We start from the raw sequence: 15,481 nt of genomic DNA, 5'->3' as shown, positions 1-15,481 counted from the left end.
CCCGCCACACCCAAACCCCTTCGGACAGAAAGCACTTCACCCATGCGTACGCAGATCACGCGCGCCTGCACGGCGGTCGCCGCAGCCGGTTTCGTTCTCCTCGCGGGCGGCACCGCCTCCGCACACGTCACCGCCGACGCACCCGGTGCGACACAGGGCGATTACTCGGTGATCACCTTCAAGGTCCCGACCGAATCGGAGACCGCGAACACCACGACGCTCACCGTCGCCCTGCCCAACCTCAAGAGCGCCCGCACCGAGCCCATCCCGGGTTGGAGCTCCAAGGTCGACCGCAATGACAAGGCCGAGGCCACCTCGGTCACCTGGACCGCCGATCCCGGCACGCCCGGTGTGCGTCCCGGCCAGTTCCAGCGCTTCGTCCTCTCGGTCGGCCCGCTGCCGACCCAGGACGAGGTCAGCTTCCCGGCCACCCAGACCTACAGCGACGGCAAGGTCGTCAAATGGGATCAGCCGATGGGCGCGGACGGTTCCGAACCCGAGCATCCGGCACCGATGCTCACCCTCGCGGCAGCCTCCGGCGACGGCCATGACGACCACCACGTCGGCAGTTCGGCCGCGCAGAAGTCGAAGGACACCGACAACACCGCGCGCTGGCTCGGCGGCATCGGTCTCGCGCTCGGCCTGCTCGGCGTGGCGCTCGGTGTGGGCAATGTGATCCGCGGACGCCGGGCATGAGTGGCATCGCCGTGCGTCGCACGGTCGCCGGGCTGGTCGCGGGCCTGCTCCTGCTGAGCATGGGCGCGCTCGCGGCCGGAACGGCGTCGGCCCATTCGACGCCGGTCAGCAGCGTGCCCGCCGACGGCGCGAGCATCGAAACCGGTCCGGAGCGGGTGAGCATCACCTTCAACGAGCCGCTGCAGGAAAGCTTTCCGGCACTCACCGTGGTGGGTCCGGACGGGAATCTGTGGTCCAAGGGCGATCCGAAGGTGGACGGCCCGACGGTGAGCGTCGCGGTCGGCGAACTCGGCCCGACCGGCGTCTACAAGATCGGGTACCGGGTCACCTCCGCCGACGGTCATCCGGTCAAGGGCGAGCGGACCTTCACCCTCACCAAGGCGGGCAACGGTACGCCCGGCCCAAAGGCCGACAGCCGACACAACTCCGGTGGCGGCGACGATGATTCCGGCGGAATTCCGCTGTGGGTCTTCATCATCGGTGCGGTCGTCCTGTTCGGCGGTGGTCTGGCATTCGCCCTGTACGGCGGCAGGAGCCGCAAATCGCAGCGGTGAGAAGAGCACACGGGTGAACAGGGTGCCGCGGACGACCGGCGGCGGAAATGCGCAAGCGCTGCTGCTGGTCGTCCCGGCCGGGCTGCTCGGGGTGGCGCTCGCGCTGATCCTGGCTGTCCCGTCTCCCGCGCAAACCGAGAGCGTCATCCGGGTGCTGGCGGACTGCACCGGGGCCACAGTGCTCGGACTGGCCGCATTGCCCCGACTGCACGATCGGCTCCAGCCGCCGTGGTGGACGCTCGCGGTACTGGCCGGGGTCTGGTGTGTCACCGAATTCGCGGTGCTCGTCTTCGAGGCGGCCGCCGTCGTCGGCGTGCCCGTCGGCAAGCTCAGCGCTGGGCAGTTCGGCAATTTCCTGGTCGAGATCAGCGGCGGTCAGGTCGGCATCGCGGTACTGATCGGCAGCGGTGCGGTCGCCTGCTATTCGGCGATGGCGTTCCGGCGGCCGGAGACCGCGTCGGCCGATCTGGTGCTTGTCTTCGCGGCGGTGGCCCTCGCGCTGCGGCCGATCACCGGGCATATGTCGCAGCAGCCGTTCGGCTCGGTGCTCGCCGCGGTGCACGCACTGGCGGCGGCGTCCTGGTTCGGCCTGCTGGTCGCGCTGGCGCTGGTGGTGCGCACCCGCGGTGAGTGGGCGGTGACGCTGCCCCGGTATTCGGCGGTGGCGCTGCCGCTGGTCGGCATCGTCACGGTCACCGGTCTGGTCAACGGGTTGGTGCGGGTCGGCGGGATCGCCCCGTTCGTGACGACCGGCTACGGCCGCATTCTGCTCGCGAAAACCCTTGTGCTGGTTGGGTTGCTGGCGCTCGGCTGGTGGTGGCGACGAAGCTGGGTACCGCAGGCGACGGGACATCGAATGCCCGCCGAGTCCTCACTGCGGCGGGCGATCATCGAGGTGGCAGTGATGGCCGTGGCCTTCGGACTGGCCGCGACCCTGGCGGTAACCGCCTGACGCTTGCAAATGCAAGCACCTTGCGGCCGGGCTGTTAGCAACCCGTTACAGTTGTGCCATGACCGAGGTGAAGATCGTCGAAGACTGTGTGGCATCGGCCGAAACAGCCTTCGCGTACGTCAACGACTACCGGAATCTGTCGCGTTTCATCACCGAGGTCCAGGACTTCACGCCGATCACCGAACAGGTCGAGGGCGTCGGCGCGACCTTCGACGGCACCATCAAACTCGGTCCCGCCGCGCTGCATTCGCGCCTGCGGGTCGTGCGGTGGGAAGAGAACTACGCGATCGCGGTGAAGTCGATCAAGGGTTTCGAAATCGAGTCCACCTTCCTGTTCCACGCCAAGGGCACCGATAGCTGCACGGTCGACGCGATCGTCGACTATCGCGTGCCGGGTGGAATCGCGGGCAAGGTGCTCGGCAAGACCATCGAGCCGTTCGTCAAGCTCGCCGTCAAACACTCCACGCACAACCTGACCACCCAGATCGCCGAATTCCACGCCAGCAGGCAGGGCTAGCCAGCACTTGTCCGGGCCGGTCCGGGCGGAGGATGCTGTGCAATATGGCCGACCGCACGACACCGACATTCCCGCAGCGCATCGCCTACATCTGCGGGCGCACGCTGCCGGAGTCGATGTCGGCGTGGGTGCTCGAGGATCTCACCGGACCCGGTGCGGCACGGCGCTACCTGATGCGCTTCCTCATTCCGATGATTCCGGTGCTGAGCCTGTTCCTGCTGGTACCCGGACCCAAATGGATGGGTTTGGCGATGATGGCCCTGCTGTATCTGCCGCTGATCTACTTCACCGCGGCGCTCATGTACGTGTATCGCAGGGCGCGTCTGGTCAAGCACGGCTTGGATCCGGCACTGGCCGACGCCACGTCCAGGAAGCGCGCGGAGACCGAGCGGCTGGCCTATGAACGCCGCCACGGCCGCGCTTGAATCCGGCTGCCGAATATTCGCCGAACCTGGCCGTGACGCATCTCACAGGCATAGCCTGAACATATGAAACGTCCCACGATAGGCCAGCGGATCTCCTACGATCTCGGCCGCGAGCTCCCCGAGGAGCTGCACGAGTGGGTCATCCACGACCTCGTCGGGCACGGGGCCGAGGTGCGCTATCTCGTCCGGTTCATCGTTCCGTTCATCCCGCTCTTGCTACTGCCGCTGCTGTTCCCCGGGCCGGTGGCGCTGAAGATCGGCGTGATCATCATGATGCTCGTGCCACTGGTGGTGTTCACCGTGGCGCGCAGCTACGTCTGGCGCCGCTACCGGATGAAGCAGCACGGCCTCGATCCGGAATGGATCAACCACAACAAGATGCGCGAAACCGAGCGAATCAAGTACCAGATGCATTACGGGCATCGCTAGCGACGGGTTTGCAGCGGGTTCGCCTGTGAATGCAGACCATCGGCACCACTCGACCACGACGGAGCGAGTCTTACGAGCGACCCGTTCGCGGCCCGTCTCGCGTCCGAGTCGTCGAAGCGCATGCGCCGCAGGCGCGAGTCTCGACGGCACCGCTAGCGAATGCGAGGCCACCGCACACCAGGGGGCCGCGAACACGCCGCGCCGCAGGCGCGGCAGAATGTCACAGTGAACACCATTGCCACCGCGGACCTCGCCGACGAGATCGGCCCCGAAATCCGTAGCTGCGATACGCAGTTCATCCAGTTCGGCGGGCGCGGGGAGTTCTCCGGGCGCATCACCACGATCCGCTGCTTCCAGGACAACCTGCTGGTCAAACAGACGCTGGGCGAGCCGGGCAACGGCGGCGTGCTCGTCGTCGACGGCGATGCCAGCGTGCACACCGCACTGGTCGGCGACATCATCGCCGGCCGCGGCGTGGCCAACGGCTGGTCCGGCGTCATCGTCAACGGTGCGGTGCGCGACTCGGCCATCCTGCGCACGCTCGATATCGGCATCAAGGCGCTGGGCACCAACCCGCGCAAGAGCACCCAGACCGGCACCGGGGAACGCGATGTCCCGGTCGAATTCGGCGGTGTCACCTTCGTGCCCGGCGATATGCTCTACAGCGACCACGACGGCATCGTGGTCCGTGCCGAAGACTGAGCGGCTAGACGGCCGCCACCCTGGCCCGGTGACCGGCGATGGCCACAATGTCGCCGACATGCAATTGCCGTCCGCGGCGCAGTTCCACCTCCTCGTTCACCCGAACCAGACCCGCGGCGATCACGGTCTTGGCCTCCGATCCGGAATCGATCAGATTGGCCAGCTTGAGGAACTGACCGAGTCGAATGACGTCGTCATCGATCGGCACATCGACTGCATCGGACATGGGATACATCCTTACTCCGTCGCCGTCGGACCGGAAATCCAACCCCCACGCAAGCGACCGACACACATGGATGACGCACCGATACCGGCGACGCGAGCGACGGGCCCGGAGGCGGTAGCGCAGCGTGACCACGGAGGGACCCGCGAGTGTCGCGAATTAAACACCGACATGCCCGGGTGGTCTTCGAGCACCACTACCGCGGCACCGTACACACTGGTGCTGTGACAACCATGCACGCCGGGCAACACATCGACACCGAAGCACCCTCGGAAAGATCGGCACCACCGGTTCCGCATCGCGGACACGGACGGTTGCGCGAGGTCCCGCATATCGCGGGTCTGCTCCTTGGCGTGTTCGCCGTGCTCTGCTTCCTGTGGAGCCTCTCGCCCGGACTGCGATATCTGACGCATGTGCCGCGTCGCTACATCGACCTGTACTACTTCGACGCACCGGATACCAGCCTGGTGTGGGCGCTGGTGGTCGGTCTGCTCGCGGGGGCGACGGCGAGCCGCAAGCGAATCGCCTGGTGGTTGCTGCTCGGCTATATCGCGCTCTACGCGCTGGCGAATGTGCTCGAATTCGCCGACGAGGGCAATATGCACGCGCTGGTGGCCGCGGTGGTGCAGCTCGCCGCGATCGGCGTGCTGCTCGCGTCCTGGCGGGAGTTCTACACCAAAGTGCGCCCGGGGGCGGGCTGGAAGGCGTTGGGCGTACTGGCAGGCGGTCTCGCGGTCGGCTGTCTGCTCGGCTGGGGTCTGGTAGAGCTGCTCCCCGGTTCGCTGCCCCGGGGCGTGCAGCGGCCGCTGTGGTCGGTATATCGGGTTACCGCCGCCGTCTTGGTCGACAACGAACATTTCGACGGCCATCCGCGCCCGTTCGTCAACTTCCTGCTCGGCCTCTTCGGCGCCATCGCGCTGCTGGCCGCGGTGGTCATCCTGCTGCGTTCGCAACGTGCGGGCAATGCGATGACCGGCGCCGACGAATCCGCGATCCGCGGTCTGCTGGAGCGCTCCGATGTCGAGGATTCGCTCGGCTACTTCGCGACTCGGCGCGATAAGGCGGTGGTGTTCGCGCCGAGCGGCAAGGCGGCGCTGACCTATCGTGTCGAATTGGGCGTCTGCCTCGCCAGTGGCGATCCGATCGGCATTCGCGAGGCCTGGCCGCAGGCGATCGATGCGTGGCTGCAGTTGGCCGACGAATTCGGTTGGGCGCCAGCGGTCATGGGCGCGAGCGAACTCGGTGCCACGGCGTACCGGCGGGCCGGACTTTCGGCGCTGCGCCTCGGTGACGAGGCCATTCTCGACACCAGGACGTTCTCGCTCGCGGGCCCGGAGATGAAGCAGGTCCGCCAGGCGGCGAACCGGTTGCGCAAGCACGGGATCACCGTGCGGATCCGCCGCCATCGCGATATTCCGGCCGAGGAATTCCGGCAGGTGATCGCCCACGCCGATGCCTGGCGCGATACCGAAACCGAGCGCGGCTTCTCCATGGCGCTCGGCCGCCTCGGCGATCGGCTGGACGGCGACTGCCTGCTGGTCGAGGCGGTCAAGCCCACCCGCCGGCCCACCACAACCCGCAACGGAGGGCCCGCGGCCGGCTCATCCGAACCCGAGGAGCAGGTGCTCGGCATGCTGTCGCTGGTGCCGTGGGGACGCACCGGTGCGTCACTCGAACTGATGCGTCGAGATCCACACGGCCCCAACGGTGTCATGGAGCTGATGATCTCCCAGCTCGCGCTGAACTCCGAACAGCATGGCATCACCAAGGTTTCGCTGAACTTCGCGGTATTCCGCTCCGTCTTCGAAGAGGGCGGACGCATCGGCGCCGGACCCGTGCTGCGGCTGTGGCGCGGTGTGCTGCTGTTCTTTTCGCGCTGGTGGCAGTTGGAGGCGCTGTACCGGTCGAATGTGAAGTATCAGCCGCACTGGGTGCCCCGGTTCTTCCTGTTCGAGGAGCGCAGGCAACTACCCCGGGTGGCGATCGCCAGTGCGCTCGCCGAGGGCTTCCTACCGCGCTTCGGCAAGGAACCCGAGACCATCACCCACACCGGTCTGCACAGTGCGGTACCCGCGGGCGTCACCGGACTGCACGCCGACGGCAGTCCGCCGGATCTGCCGGAAAACGTCGGTATGGAACAGCTTCCCCGCCGCCCGGAGCAGGTGCGGGTGCGCATGGACAAACTCGACAGGCTCGCGTCCGCGGGCGTCGACGCCTATCCGGTCGCCTATCCCCCGACGCATACCGTTGCGGCAGCTCGTCGTTCACCGCGCGGCACCACGGTGCGGGTCTGCGGCCGACTGCTGCGCATCCGCGATTACGGCGGTGTGATCTTCGCGGTGGTCCGGGACTGGACCGACGATATCCAGCTGGTCATCGACCGCGATCGGGTCGGCGCCGGACGCAGCGCCGAATTCGGCGAATTCTTCGACCTCGGCGACCTGATCGAGGTCAGCGGCCAGATCGGGCACAGTCGGCGCGGTGAACTCTCCCTGCTGGCCGCAGACTGGCGGATGATCGGCAAATGCCTGCATCCGCTGCCGGACAAGTGGAAGGGCCTGGCCGATCCCGAGGCCAGGGTGCGTCAGCGCTACGTCGATATGGCGATCAATCCCGAAGTCCGCGAGGTGCTGAGCAAGCGGACCGCGGTGGTGCGCTCGCTGCGGGATTCGTTGAACGCCTGGGGATATCTCGAGGTGGAGACCCCGATCCTGCAGCAAGTGCACGGCGGCGCCAATGCGACACCGTTCCTCACCCATATCAATGCCTACGATCTGGATCTGTATCTGCGGATCGCGCCCGAGCTGTATCTCAAGCGGCTGTGCGTCGGCGGTATGGAGAAGGTCTTCGAAATCGGGCGCAACTTCCGCAACGAGGGTGTGGACTTCAGCCACAATCCGGAGTTCACCAGCCTGGAAGCCTATGAGGCACATGCCGATTACGAGCGGATGATGCAGCTGGCCCGCCAGCTCATCCAGAACGCCGCGCAGGCCGCCAATGGTTCGATGGTTGCGCTGCGCCCCAAACCGGACGGCTCCTTCGACGAGGTGGACATCTCCGGGGAGTGGGCGGTGAAGACCGTGCACGGCGCGGTATCGGAGGCGCTCGGCACCAAGATCGACCCGCAGACCCCACTCGACGAGCTGCGCGAACTCTGCGACAAGGCGGAGGTGCCTTATCAGCACGGCTGGGATGCCGGGCAGGTCGTGCAGGAAATGTACGAGCATCTGGTCGAATCCCGTACGGAGCAGCCGACTTTCTACATCGACTTCCCCACCTCGGTCTCCCCGCTGACCCGTGCGCACCGCAGCATCCCCGGCGTGACCGAGCGCTGGGATCTGGTCGCCTGGGGCGTCGAATTGGGTACGGCCTACAGCGAACTCACCGATCCGATCGAACAGCGCCGCAGGCTCACCGAACAGTCGATGCTCGCGGCCAACGGTGATCCGGAAGCGATGGAGCTGGACGAGGACTTCCTGCAGGCGCTCGAGCATGCGATGCCGCCGACCGGCGGATTGGGCATGGGCGTAGACCGCATCGTCATGTTGATCACCGGCCGCAGCATCCGCGAGACACTTCCGTTCCCATTGGTGAAGCCGCGCTGAAATCTCCACGGTGAGAATTTCATTCTGAAGGATTTGCAAACATTGGAAAGGCTTCCCAGGCGGTATTCGCCTACTAGTGTTGACAATTCGGCCCCGGGAGGAGGCCGTTACCTTCGACAATGGGATGCATATGTACCTTGATCTGCTGACCAACACCGCCCTGCTGGACCCGCAGGTGTGGGCGAGCGCGGACACGTGGACCAACTCCGACACTGTCGCATCGGCAGTGGAGTTCGCGGCCAAGAAAAAGAAGAAGAGCAGCAGCGGGCTGATCATCGGCGGCATCTGCTGCCTGGTCGTCGTCGCCCTGATCGTCGGCGGCATCTACCTGCTGACCCAGCGCAAGAAGCAGCAGTAAATCCATGAAAAGGCCCGGCTCGCTTCGCGAACCGGGCCTTTTCGGTATTTCGGACTAGATGACGGTGCGTTCGGAGGCCACCTCGGCCTCGAGCAAAAGCTCGTCATCGATTTCGTCGTGCGACTGCGTCTGCACCGACTTCAGCACCACCATCGCCGCGACCAGCGCGGCGATCACCAGTGCGGCACCGATCCAGAACGCCAGGTGGAATCCGTTGGTGAGCGCCACATTCGCCGCGACACCGTCCTTCAGCAGATGTTCGGTCTTGCTCGCCGACAGCGTGGCCAGCACCGCCAGACCGAGCGCACCACCGACCTGCATGGTGGTGTTGGCCAGACCCGAGGCCAGCCCGGCCTCCTGCGGCTCGACCCCCGACATGGCCAGATTCATCAGCGACGGGAACGCCAGACCCGCACCGGTACCGAACAGCACCATCGGGCCGAAGATGTCGATCCAGTAGCTGCCGTCCACCGGGGCCCGGGTCAGCCAGAGCAGCGCGACGAGGATCAGCAGCAGACCGGGAATCAGCACCTTGCGGGCGCCGAAGCGCATCACCAGGTGTTCGGAGTAGCGCACCGACAGCAGACCCATGATCGCCGCGACCGGGAAGAAGGCCGTGCCGAGCTGGATCGGCGAATAACCGAGCACCTGCTTGAGGTACAGCGAACCCATGAAGAACATGCCGAACATGCCGGCCACGGTCAGCACCTGGATCACATTGGCGCCGGACAGATTCCGGGAGCGGAAGATTTTCAGCGGCATCAGCGGGGTGGCCGCCGTCGCTTCCCGCGCGATGAATCCGCCGAGCAGTACCAGCGCGGCCGCGCCGAGCCCGAGCGTGACCGGATCGGTCCAGCCGTATTCCGCCGCAGGCTTGACGATCGTGTAGACGCCGAGCATCAGCGCCGCCGTGATCAGCACGGCGCCGGGCACATCCGCGCCGTCCTTCAGTCCGGTGCCCTTGTCCTTGTCCAGGATCTTCAGCGCGCCGAGGCCGACCGCAATGCCGATCGGCAGGTTGACCAGGAATATCAGCCGCCAGTCCAGGGCGGTCAGGAAACCGCCGAGCAGCAGGCCGATCGCACCACCGGCCGACGCGACGAAGGCGTAGCGACCGATCGCCTTGGCCTGCTCGCGCGGATCCGGGAACATCGCGAAGATCATGCCGAGGATGACCGCCGAGGTCATGGCGCCGCCGATGCCCTGCAGGAAGCGGGCCGCGATGAGGGTCACCTCGTTGACGGCCGCACCACACAGCGCCGAGGCCAGGGTGAAGACCACCAGACCGGACAGGAACATGGTGCGGCGACCGATCAGGTCACCGAGTCGGCCGGCCAGCATGAGCAGGCCACCGAAGGAGATCAGATATCCGTTCACCACCCAGGCCAGACCCGATGCGGTGAAGCCCAGGTCGGTCTGGATATCCGCGAGTGCGACATTCACGATCGTCGCATCGAGCACGATCATCAGCATGCCGCCGCACAACACATAGAGGGCGAGCCAGCGCTTGCTGTCCGAACCGGCCGGAGCCTCCCCCACCTGTCTATGTCGTTCTTTTGCTTCCGTCACCACAGACGCCTTCCACCCGAAGATCGTTACTGTGGCACGCTAGCAATGGTTAGTCCTAAAAGACAACTAATTAATTCAGTTGAAGAATCGACTGATATGCTGTAGCTCATGACTGTTGCCCCGGAGCAGCGCGCCAAGCGCAGCTACCACGACGCCTGCGGTGCCGCCCGCGCGCTCGACCTCGTCGGCGAGCGCTGGACTCTGCTCGTAGTGCGCGAATTGCTCCACGGCCCGAAGCGCTTCACCGATCTGCGCGCCGGACTGCCCGGCATCAGTCCCAATGTGCTCTCGCAACGGCTCGAGGAACTCGTCCATATCGGCATCGTGCACAAACGCAAGCTGCCGCCACCGGTCGGCGCCGCCGTATACGACCTCACCGATTGGGGTCGCGAACTCGATGACGTGATCGTCGCGCTCAACCGCTGGGGCGCCCGCACCCCCAACAGCTACAGCTGCTCGGACATGTCCACCGATTCGCTGATAGTCACCCTGCGCACCTTCTTCCAACCCGCCCGTGCCGCAGGTGTGCACGCCGACTACGACTTGTACTTCACCGGATCCGATTCCGGCACAGACGAATTCCACGCGGTGATCGCCGATGACACCCTGGGCATCAGCCGTGGCGCGACCGGTTCCGCAACCGTCGCCATCCACACCACGGTCCCGGTCTTCATCGCCATCGCCTTCCACGGCCGACCGCTGGTCGAAAGCGTGGCCTGCGGCGAAACCGAGATCAGTGGGCCGCCCGCTGCCGTCGAACAATTCGTCAGCTTCTTCGAGCTACCCCCGGAATGCACCGCGAATCCCCCGCAGTAAGCGGCGACGAATCTACCACCGGTCGATTTCAGTCAGATCGATGTCGATCTCGAACGGAACACTCAGCCGCAGGCGGTCATGATGGATCCCAGTGAGGGCGTATGTCTTTGTCGCGGGATCGAGTTCGTAGACATAGACCACCGGACGCCCGTCGACATTCTCGACACGCCAGAAGTGGGTGATGCCTGCCCGTGCATACAGCTGGGGCTTGCGTTCGCGATCACGAGTGCGAGATTCCACCGACACAACCTCGATGGCGAGCACGACGTCATCGGCCTGGTATGTCGTCAGCTCCGGACCACCATCGCGGTCGGCATGTACCGCGATGATGTCGGGTTCAGGTCGCTGGTCACGTCCCAGCGTCACTGACATCTCCCGACGAATCCGCAGATGTGCGGGAGCCAAGGGGTTCAGAGCGAAAGCGAGCAAGTTAATGGCCTGCATGTGAAACTTCGCCTGCGGGCTGACGAAGACAAGACTCCCGTCGATCAACTCGGTACGCGGGGGCAGGTCCGGCAGGCGATCCAGATCCTCGGCGACGAACCCACCCGGCGGCGGGCGCAGCCACTGCGGAAACGGTTCGACGGTCATGGCTTCGAGTATGGCACCCATACGTCGCTTAATCCCCCTAGTGCGAATGAACAGCGATCATACGGCAGAGTGGGCTGGGTGCAGTTGATATTCGTTCGTCATGCTCAGCCGTTGCGGGTGCAAGACTCCAATGGACCGGCCGATCCCGGATTGGCGCCGGTCGGCCTAGAGCAGGCCGAACGAGTGCCTGCGGCATTGAGTCAGCATCGGATCAGTCGGATCGTGAGCAGTCCGCAGCTACGGGCGCGGGAGACGGCCGAGCCGACCGCGGCGAAACTCGGGCTTGCGGTGGATGTGATCGACGATCTGGCCGAATACGATCGCGACCTGCCCTCCTACATTCCGATCGAGGATGCCAAGGTCGAATTCGCGGCCGTCTACGACCGGATAAAGTCCGGGCATCTGCCCGAACAGATCGACGCGGCGGCCTTCACCACCCGGGTACGCGATGCCATCACCTCGATCGCCGCGCACACCGATCCGGCCGATACGGTGCTCGTCTTCGCGCACGGCGGGGTGATCAATGTGTTCCTGCAGGAGGTGCTCGGCCTGGCCCGGCCGCTGACCTTCCCGATCGACTACTGCTCGATCACCCGGATCCTGTTCTCCCGCAGTGGCCGCCGGACCGCCGCGACCATCAATGAGAGCGGCCACGTGTGGGATCTGTTGCCGCGCAATATTTCACAGCAACCTTGACGGTTGTTCCCAGCACCGGTCATTCACAGTCGACTGCCAGAATGATCGCACCTCAATCCCAGTGACGGAGCCTTGTATTGGACTGGTGAGCCGCCGCAGCGACTACTGAAAGGTCGCTCGAACCAACCAGCGACTCATCGTCCGAGGAAAGGAATCCGTTTTGCTCACCAAGACATCGACCTTCAGGCGTGGTTTCGCTCGCGTTGCGATCGCGGGCGCGTTGGCCGCAATTCCGCTCAGCGCGCTCGCGGTCACCGCATCCGCGGCCACGGCCGATTCGTCCGTGCCGACGGTTCAGACAGTATCGGACCAGATTCCGTTGCAAGGCACCGAAATCAACCGCCACCATCACGGTGACTGGGACGGTCGCGGCGACCATGACGGTCGCGGTCCTGATGATTGGCACAATGGCCCCGGCGGTGATTGGCACAATGGCCCCGGACAGCCGCCGCTGCTGCCGGGTGTACCGGCCCTGCCGTCGACCGGATCGGCTGGCTGAGCAGTACAGGGCGTTCGGCAAAAGCGCAGGCCACCCCTCCGTGTGGAAGGGTGGCCTGCGCTTTTGTCTGGGACTATCGCCTCAGAGTCAGGCCATGCCCGCGATCCAGTTGTGCATCCAGGAGATGGCGGTCTGCCCGCCGCCCACCGGGTAGCTGCCGTAGAGCGTATGCGCGTGCGAGTTGTAGAACCGCTCCAGATCCTTCGCCCGCTGCTGGTTGGCGGATTCGGTGAGCTGCGACTGCAGCGTCGGGATGCCGCCGAGGTTCATCAGGTCGTTCATGATGGCGCCCGCCTCGAGCTGGTAGCGCCAGAGGTTGGCCGGATTCGCCTCCGAGGTCTGCGCGAGGAAGCCGGCGAACCGGGTCACGAAATCGTCGGTGGCGGTTGCGCAGTAGAGATCGTCGAGCGCGCAGATGGTGCGGGTGCGATCGCTGAGCCAGCCGAAGCCGCCGACCCGGGCACCGCCGGCGCCCGCGCCCGGCGCGACCGGTCCGACCTGGATGTCGGTGGGCGAGCGGCGCGGATCGGAGATCAGGCCGACACCCGCGATCCGGTCCGCCGGAATCGGGCTGAGCCCGGTGCCGATTTCGGCGGCGAGGTCGCCCGCCGCATCCGCACCCTGGCTGTAGCCGACGATCGCGATCTTGGTGCCGCCACAGCTCTGTGCCATCTCGGTGGCCAGGCCGCGGGCGCGATCGGTCGCTTCCTTCTTGGACGCGCCGTAGACATCGCCCTCCCACGGGAACGCGGTCGCGGCATAGGTCACGTAATCGACGTCCACCGATCGGCCCAGGCCATTGGTGACGCCGGCCAGCATGCCGGGCTGCGGCGTCTTGTCCTTGCCGGTCTCCCAAGTACCGGGAATCGCGACCACATACAGGCTCGGGCAGCCCGGATCGGCCGTTACCGAACCGCTACCAACTACTACGCCGGATGCTACAGCCGCGCACGCACCGAGTGCGGCGGCCACCTTCTTCAACCGCATACCGCTCCAGTTCAAAACATCGCCCCTTGCGAGAGCTAGCTCCGACAGTCATTTGCCAACCGTGCTGACCTCGGCGGATGTCGGTCCAGTGCATATCGGGTCACCCACCGGTATGACACATACGTCGCAACCCACATCCCAAGATCACGCACCACGCCGCAGATCACAATAAGGCAACGCCTCGACCTGCGCCATTCGAACTCGTTACCGTGTCCGATTCCCGTCAGCGCCCGCCGAAAACGGCTCCGCTCAGCGACCTTCCGCGTGTCGCGCCAAGATCGAATACGTACGCATGGCAAACGATAAGGGCGCCTGTGGATTCGAGATCCACAGGCGCCCTTTCCGCTCCGGTAAGAGAGGTTCTATCGTTGCGCGACCGCCGTCGGCGGGATCGGCGCGGGCAGCGCGGTCTCGCCCTCGAGGAACTTGTCGACCGCAGACGCGGCGGCGCGGCCCTCGGCGATGGCCCAGACGATCAGCGACTGGCCGCGGCCCATATCACCGGCGACGAAGACGCCGGGGACATTGGTCGACCAGTTCTTATCGCGCTGGACATTGCCGCGCTGGTCGTAGCCGACGCCGAGACCTTCGAGCAGGCCCGGCTTCTCGGGTCCGGTGAAGCCCATGGCGAGCAGCACCAGATCGGCCTCGAGGGTGAAGTCGGTGCCTTCCACCTTCTCGAAGCGGCCGTTGACCATCTTGACCTCGTGCGCCTCCAGCGCGGTGACCTTGCCGTCCGCGCCGACGAAACGCTCGGTGTTCACCGAGAACACGCGTTCGCCGCCCTCCTCGTGCGCCGAGGAGACCCGGTACATGAGCGGGTAGGTCGGCCACGGGGTGGAGGAGGCGCGCTCCTCCGGCGGCCGCGGCATGATCTCGAACTGGTGGATGCTGGCCGCGCCCTGACGATGCGAGGTGCCCAGGCAGTCCGCGCCGGTGTCACCGCCACCGATGATGACGACCTTCTTGTCCTTGGCGTGGATCGGCGGCAGGCCGTTCTCGTCGGTGACATCGTCGCCGAGTTGCACCCGGTTGGCCCACGGCAGGAATTCCATCGCCTGGTGGATGCCGTCCAGATCCCGGCCCGGGATGGGCAGGTCACGCGCGAGGGTGGCGCCACCGGCCAGCACGATCGCGTCGAACCGCGCACGCAGCTGCGCGGCGGTGATGTCGACACCGACGTTCACCCCGGTCTTGAAGATGGTGCCCTCGGCCTCCATCTGCGCGAGCCTGCGGTCGATGAAGCGCTTCTCCATCTTGAATTCCGGAATGCCGTAGCGCAGCAGGCCACCGATGCGGTCGGCGCGCTCGAAGACGGTCACGGTGTGACCGGCCCTGGTCAGCTGCTGTGCGGCGGCCAGACCGGCCGGACCGGAACCGACCACCGCGACCCGCTTGCCGGTGAGGCGGGTCGGGTAGACCGGCGTTACCCAGCCCTCGTCGAAGGCGTTCTCGATGAGCTCGACCTCGACCTGCTTGATCGTCACCGGATCCTGGTTGATGCCGAGGACACAGGACGCCTCGCACGGCGCCGGGCACAGCCGCCCGGTGAACTCCGGGAAGTTGTTGGTCGCGTGCAGCCGGTCGATGCCCTCACGCCACTGGCCCTTGTGAACCAGGTCGTTCCACTCCGGGATCAGGTTGCCCAGCGGACAGCCGTTGTGACAGAACGGAATACCGCAGTCCATACACCGGCTGGCCTGGGTCTGCAGGGTCTGGTGTGAGAAACCCTGCTCGTAGACCTCTTTCCAGTCCATCAGGCGCAGCGGAACCGGACGACGCGTCGGCAGTTCCCGTTTGGTGTGCTTCAGAAATCCTTGCGGGTCAGCCACGTGCCGCCCCCGAATAGTCACAGCGCCTCG

The 15,481-nt window shown here is 65.7% G+C and carries 17 protein-coding genes; 12 read left to right on the top strand and 5 right to left on the bottom strand.

Annotated features, from left to right (window positions below):
* Window positions 1-42: 42 nt before the first annotated feature.
* From ACQPYR_RS00450 to rraA, 7 genes are all read left to right on the top strand, one after another.
* On the top strand, window positions 43-696 hold the full coding sequence (locus ACQPYR_RS00450) for a YcnI family copper-binding membrane protein (protein WP_433626223.1): 654 nt from the start codon (window positions 43-45) through the stop codon (window positions 694-696).
* Window positions 693-1,250: a copper resistance CopC family protein gene (locus tag ACQPYR_RS00445; protein WP_433626221.1), complete on the top strand. Its 558-nt coding sequence runs from the start codon at window positions 693-695 to the stop codon at window positions 1,248-1,250. Before ACQPYR_RS00450 ends, ACQPYR_RS00445 begins: the two co-directional genes overlap by 4 nt.
* A gap of 22 nt (window positions 1,251-1,272) precedes the next feature.
* Window positions 1,273-2,202 carry a copper resistance D family protein gene (locus tag ACQPYR_RS00440; RefSeq protein WP_433626218.1) on the top strand — a complete coding sequence of 310 codons (930 nt, stop codon included), beginning with the start codon at window positions 1,273-1,275 and terminating at the stop codon, window positions 2,200-2,202.
* 58 nt (window positions 2,203-2,260) lie between these two features.
* Window positions 2,261-2,719, top strand: a complete 459-nt coding sequence (locus ACQPYR_RS00435) for an SRPBCC family protein (protein ID WP_433626215.1) — start codon at window positions 2,261-2,263, stop codon at window positions 2,717-2,719.
* Window positions 2,720-2,763: 44 nt separating this feature from the next.
* The gene (locus ACQPYR_RS00430; RefSeq protein WP_063044102.1) at window positions 2,764-3,144 is read left to right on the top strand and encodes a DUF5313 family protein; all 381 of its coding nucleotides are present in this window, start codon (window positions 2,764-2,766) and stop codon (window positions 3,142-3,144) included.
* A 63-nt stretch (window positions 3,145-3,207) separates the two neighbouring features.
* Entirely contained in the window at window positions 3,208-3,573 is a 366-nt protein-coding gene (locus ACQPYR_RS00425) for a DUF5313 family protein (protein WP_433626213.1), read from the top strand.
* Window positions 3,574-3,807: 234 nt separating this feature from the next.
* On the top strand, window positions 3,808-4,275 hold the full coding sequence (gene rraA, locus ACQPYR_RS00420) for a ribonuclease E activity regulator RraA (protein ID WP_433635422.1): 468 nt from the start codon (window positions 3,808-3,810) through the stop codon (window positions 4,273-4,275).
* 4 nt (window positions 4,276-4,279) lie between these two features.
* On the opposite strand, the gene ACQPYR_RS00415 is transcribed toward rraA, so the two are convergent.
* Window positions 4,280-4,501 (bottom strand): RNA-binding S4 domain-containing protein, encoded by a 222-nt coding sequence (locus ACQPYR_RS00415; protein WP_040685709.1) that lies wholly within the window; start codon window positions 4,499-4,501, stop codon window positions 4,280-4,282.
* A 230-nt stretch (window positions 4,502-4,731) separates the two neighbouring features.
* On the opposite strand from ACQPYR_RS00415, the gene lysX reads away from it, so the two are divergent.
* Both lysX and ACQPYR_RS00405 read left to right on the top strand, forming a co-directional pair.
* Window positions 4,732-8,103 carry a bifunctional lysylphosphatidylglycerol synthetase/lysine--tRNA ligase LysX gene (gene lysX, locus ACQPYR_RS00410; RefSeq protein WP_433635421.1) on the top strand — a complete coding sequence of 1,124 codons (3,372 nt, stop codon included), beginning with the start codon at window positions 4,732-4,734 and terminating at the stop codon, window positions 8,101-8,103.
* A 79-nt stretch (window positions 8,104-8,182) separates the two neighbouring features.
* A complete protein-coding gene (locus tag ACQPYR_RS00405) occupies window positions 8,183-8,461 on the top strand; it encodes a hypothetical protein (protein ID WP_433626211.1) in 279 nt (92 codons plus the stop codon).
* A 54-nt stretch (window positions 8,462-8,515) separates the two neighbouring features.
* On the opposite strand, the gene ACQPYR_RS00400 is transcribed toward ACQPYR_RS00405, so the two are convergent.
* Window positions 8,516-10,030 carry an MFS transporter gene (locus tag ACQPYR_RS00400; protein ID WP_433626208.1) on the bottom strand — a complete coding sequence of 505 codons (1,515 nt, stop codon included), beginning with the start codon at window positions 10,028-10,030 and terminating at the stop codon, window positions 8,516-8,518.
* A gap of 108 nt (window positions 10,031-10,138) precedes the next feature.
* Between ACQPYR_RS00400 and ACQPYR_RS00395 the strand changes: the two genes are divergently transcribed.
* Entirely contained in the window at window positions 10,139-10,846 is a 708-nt protein-coding gene (locus ACQPYR_RS00395) for a winged helix-turn-helix transcriptional regulator (RefSeq protein ID WP_433626205.1), read from the top strand.
* Window positions 10,847-10,858: 12 nt separating this feature from the next.
* On the opposite strand, the gene ACQPYR_RS00390 is transcribed toward ACQPYR_RS00395, so the two are convergent.
* Entirely contained in the window at window positions 10,859-11,437 is a 579-nt protein-coding gene (locus tag ACQPYR_RS00390; RefSeq protein WP_433626202.1) for a Uma2 family endonuclease, read from the bottom strand.
* 78 nt (window positions 11,438-11,515) lie between these two features.
* Between ACQPYR_RS00390 and ACQPYR_RS00385 the strand changes: the two genes are divergently transcribed.
* Both ACQPYR_RS00385 and ACQPYR_RS00380 read left to right on the top strand, forming a co-directional pair.
* Window positions 11,516-12,133 (top strand): histidine phosphatase family protein, encoded by a 618-nt coding sequence (locus tag ACQPYR_RS00385; RefSeq protein WP_433626199.1) that lies wholly within the window; start codon window positions 11,516-11,518, stop codon window positions 12,131-12,133.
* 160 nt (window positions 12,134-12,293) lie between these two features.
* A complete protein-coding gene (locus tag ACQPYR_RS00380) occupies window positions 12,294-12,632 on the top strand; it encodes a hypothetical protein (RefSeq protein WP_433626197.1) in 339 nt (112 codons plus the stop codon).
* Window positions 12,633-12,719: 87 nt separating this feature from the next.
* Here ACQPYR_RS00380 and ACQPYR_RS00375 read toward each other — a convergent pair whose 3' ends face one another.
* Both ACQPYR_RS00375 and ACQPYR_RS00370 read right to left on the bottom strand, forming a co-directional pair.
* Entirely contained in the window at window positions 12,720-13,619 is a 900-nt protein-coding gene (locus ACQPYR_RS00375; RefSeq protein ID WP_433626195.1) for a cutinase family protein, read from the bottom strand.
* Window positions 13,620-13,981: 362 nt separating this feature from the next.
* Entirely contained in the window at window positions 13,982-15,451 is a 1,470-nt protein-coding gene (locus tag ACQPYR_RS00370) for a glutamate synthase subunit beta (RefSeq protein ID WP_433626192.1), read from the bottom strand.
* Window positions 15,452-15,481 lie beyond the last annotated feature (30 nt).

This window comes from Nocardia sp. CA-120079, from assembly GCF_050955745.1.
Taxonomy (GTDB): Bacteria; Actinomycetota; Actinomycetes; order Mycobacteriales; family Mycobacteriaceae; genus Nocardia.
The sequence above is the reverse complement of the archived record's forward strand: the minus strand, read 5'-3'. Positions and strand labels throughout refer to the sequence as shown.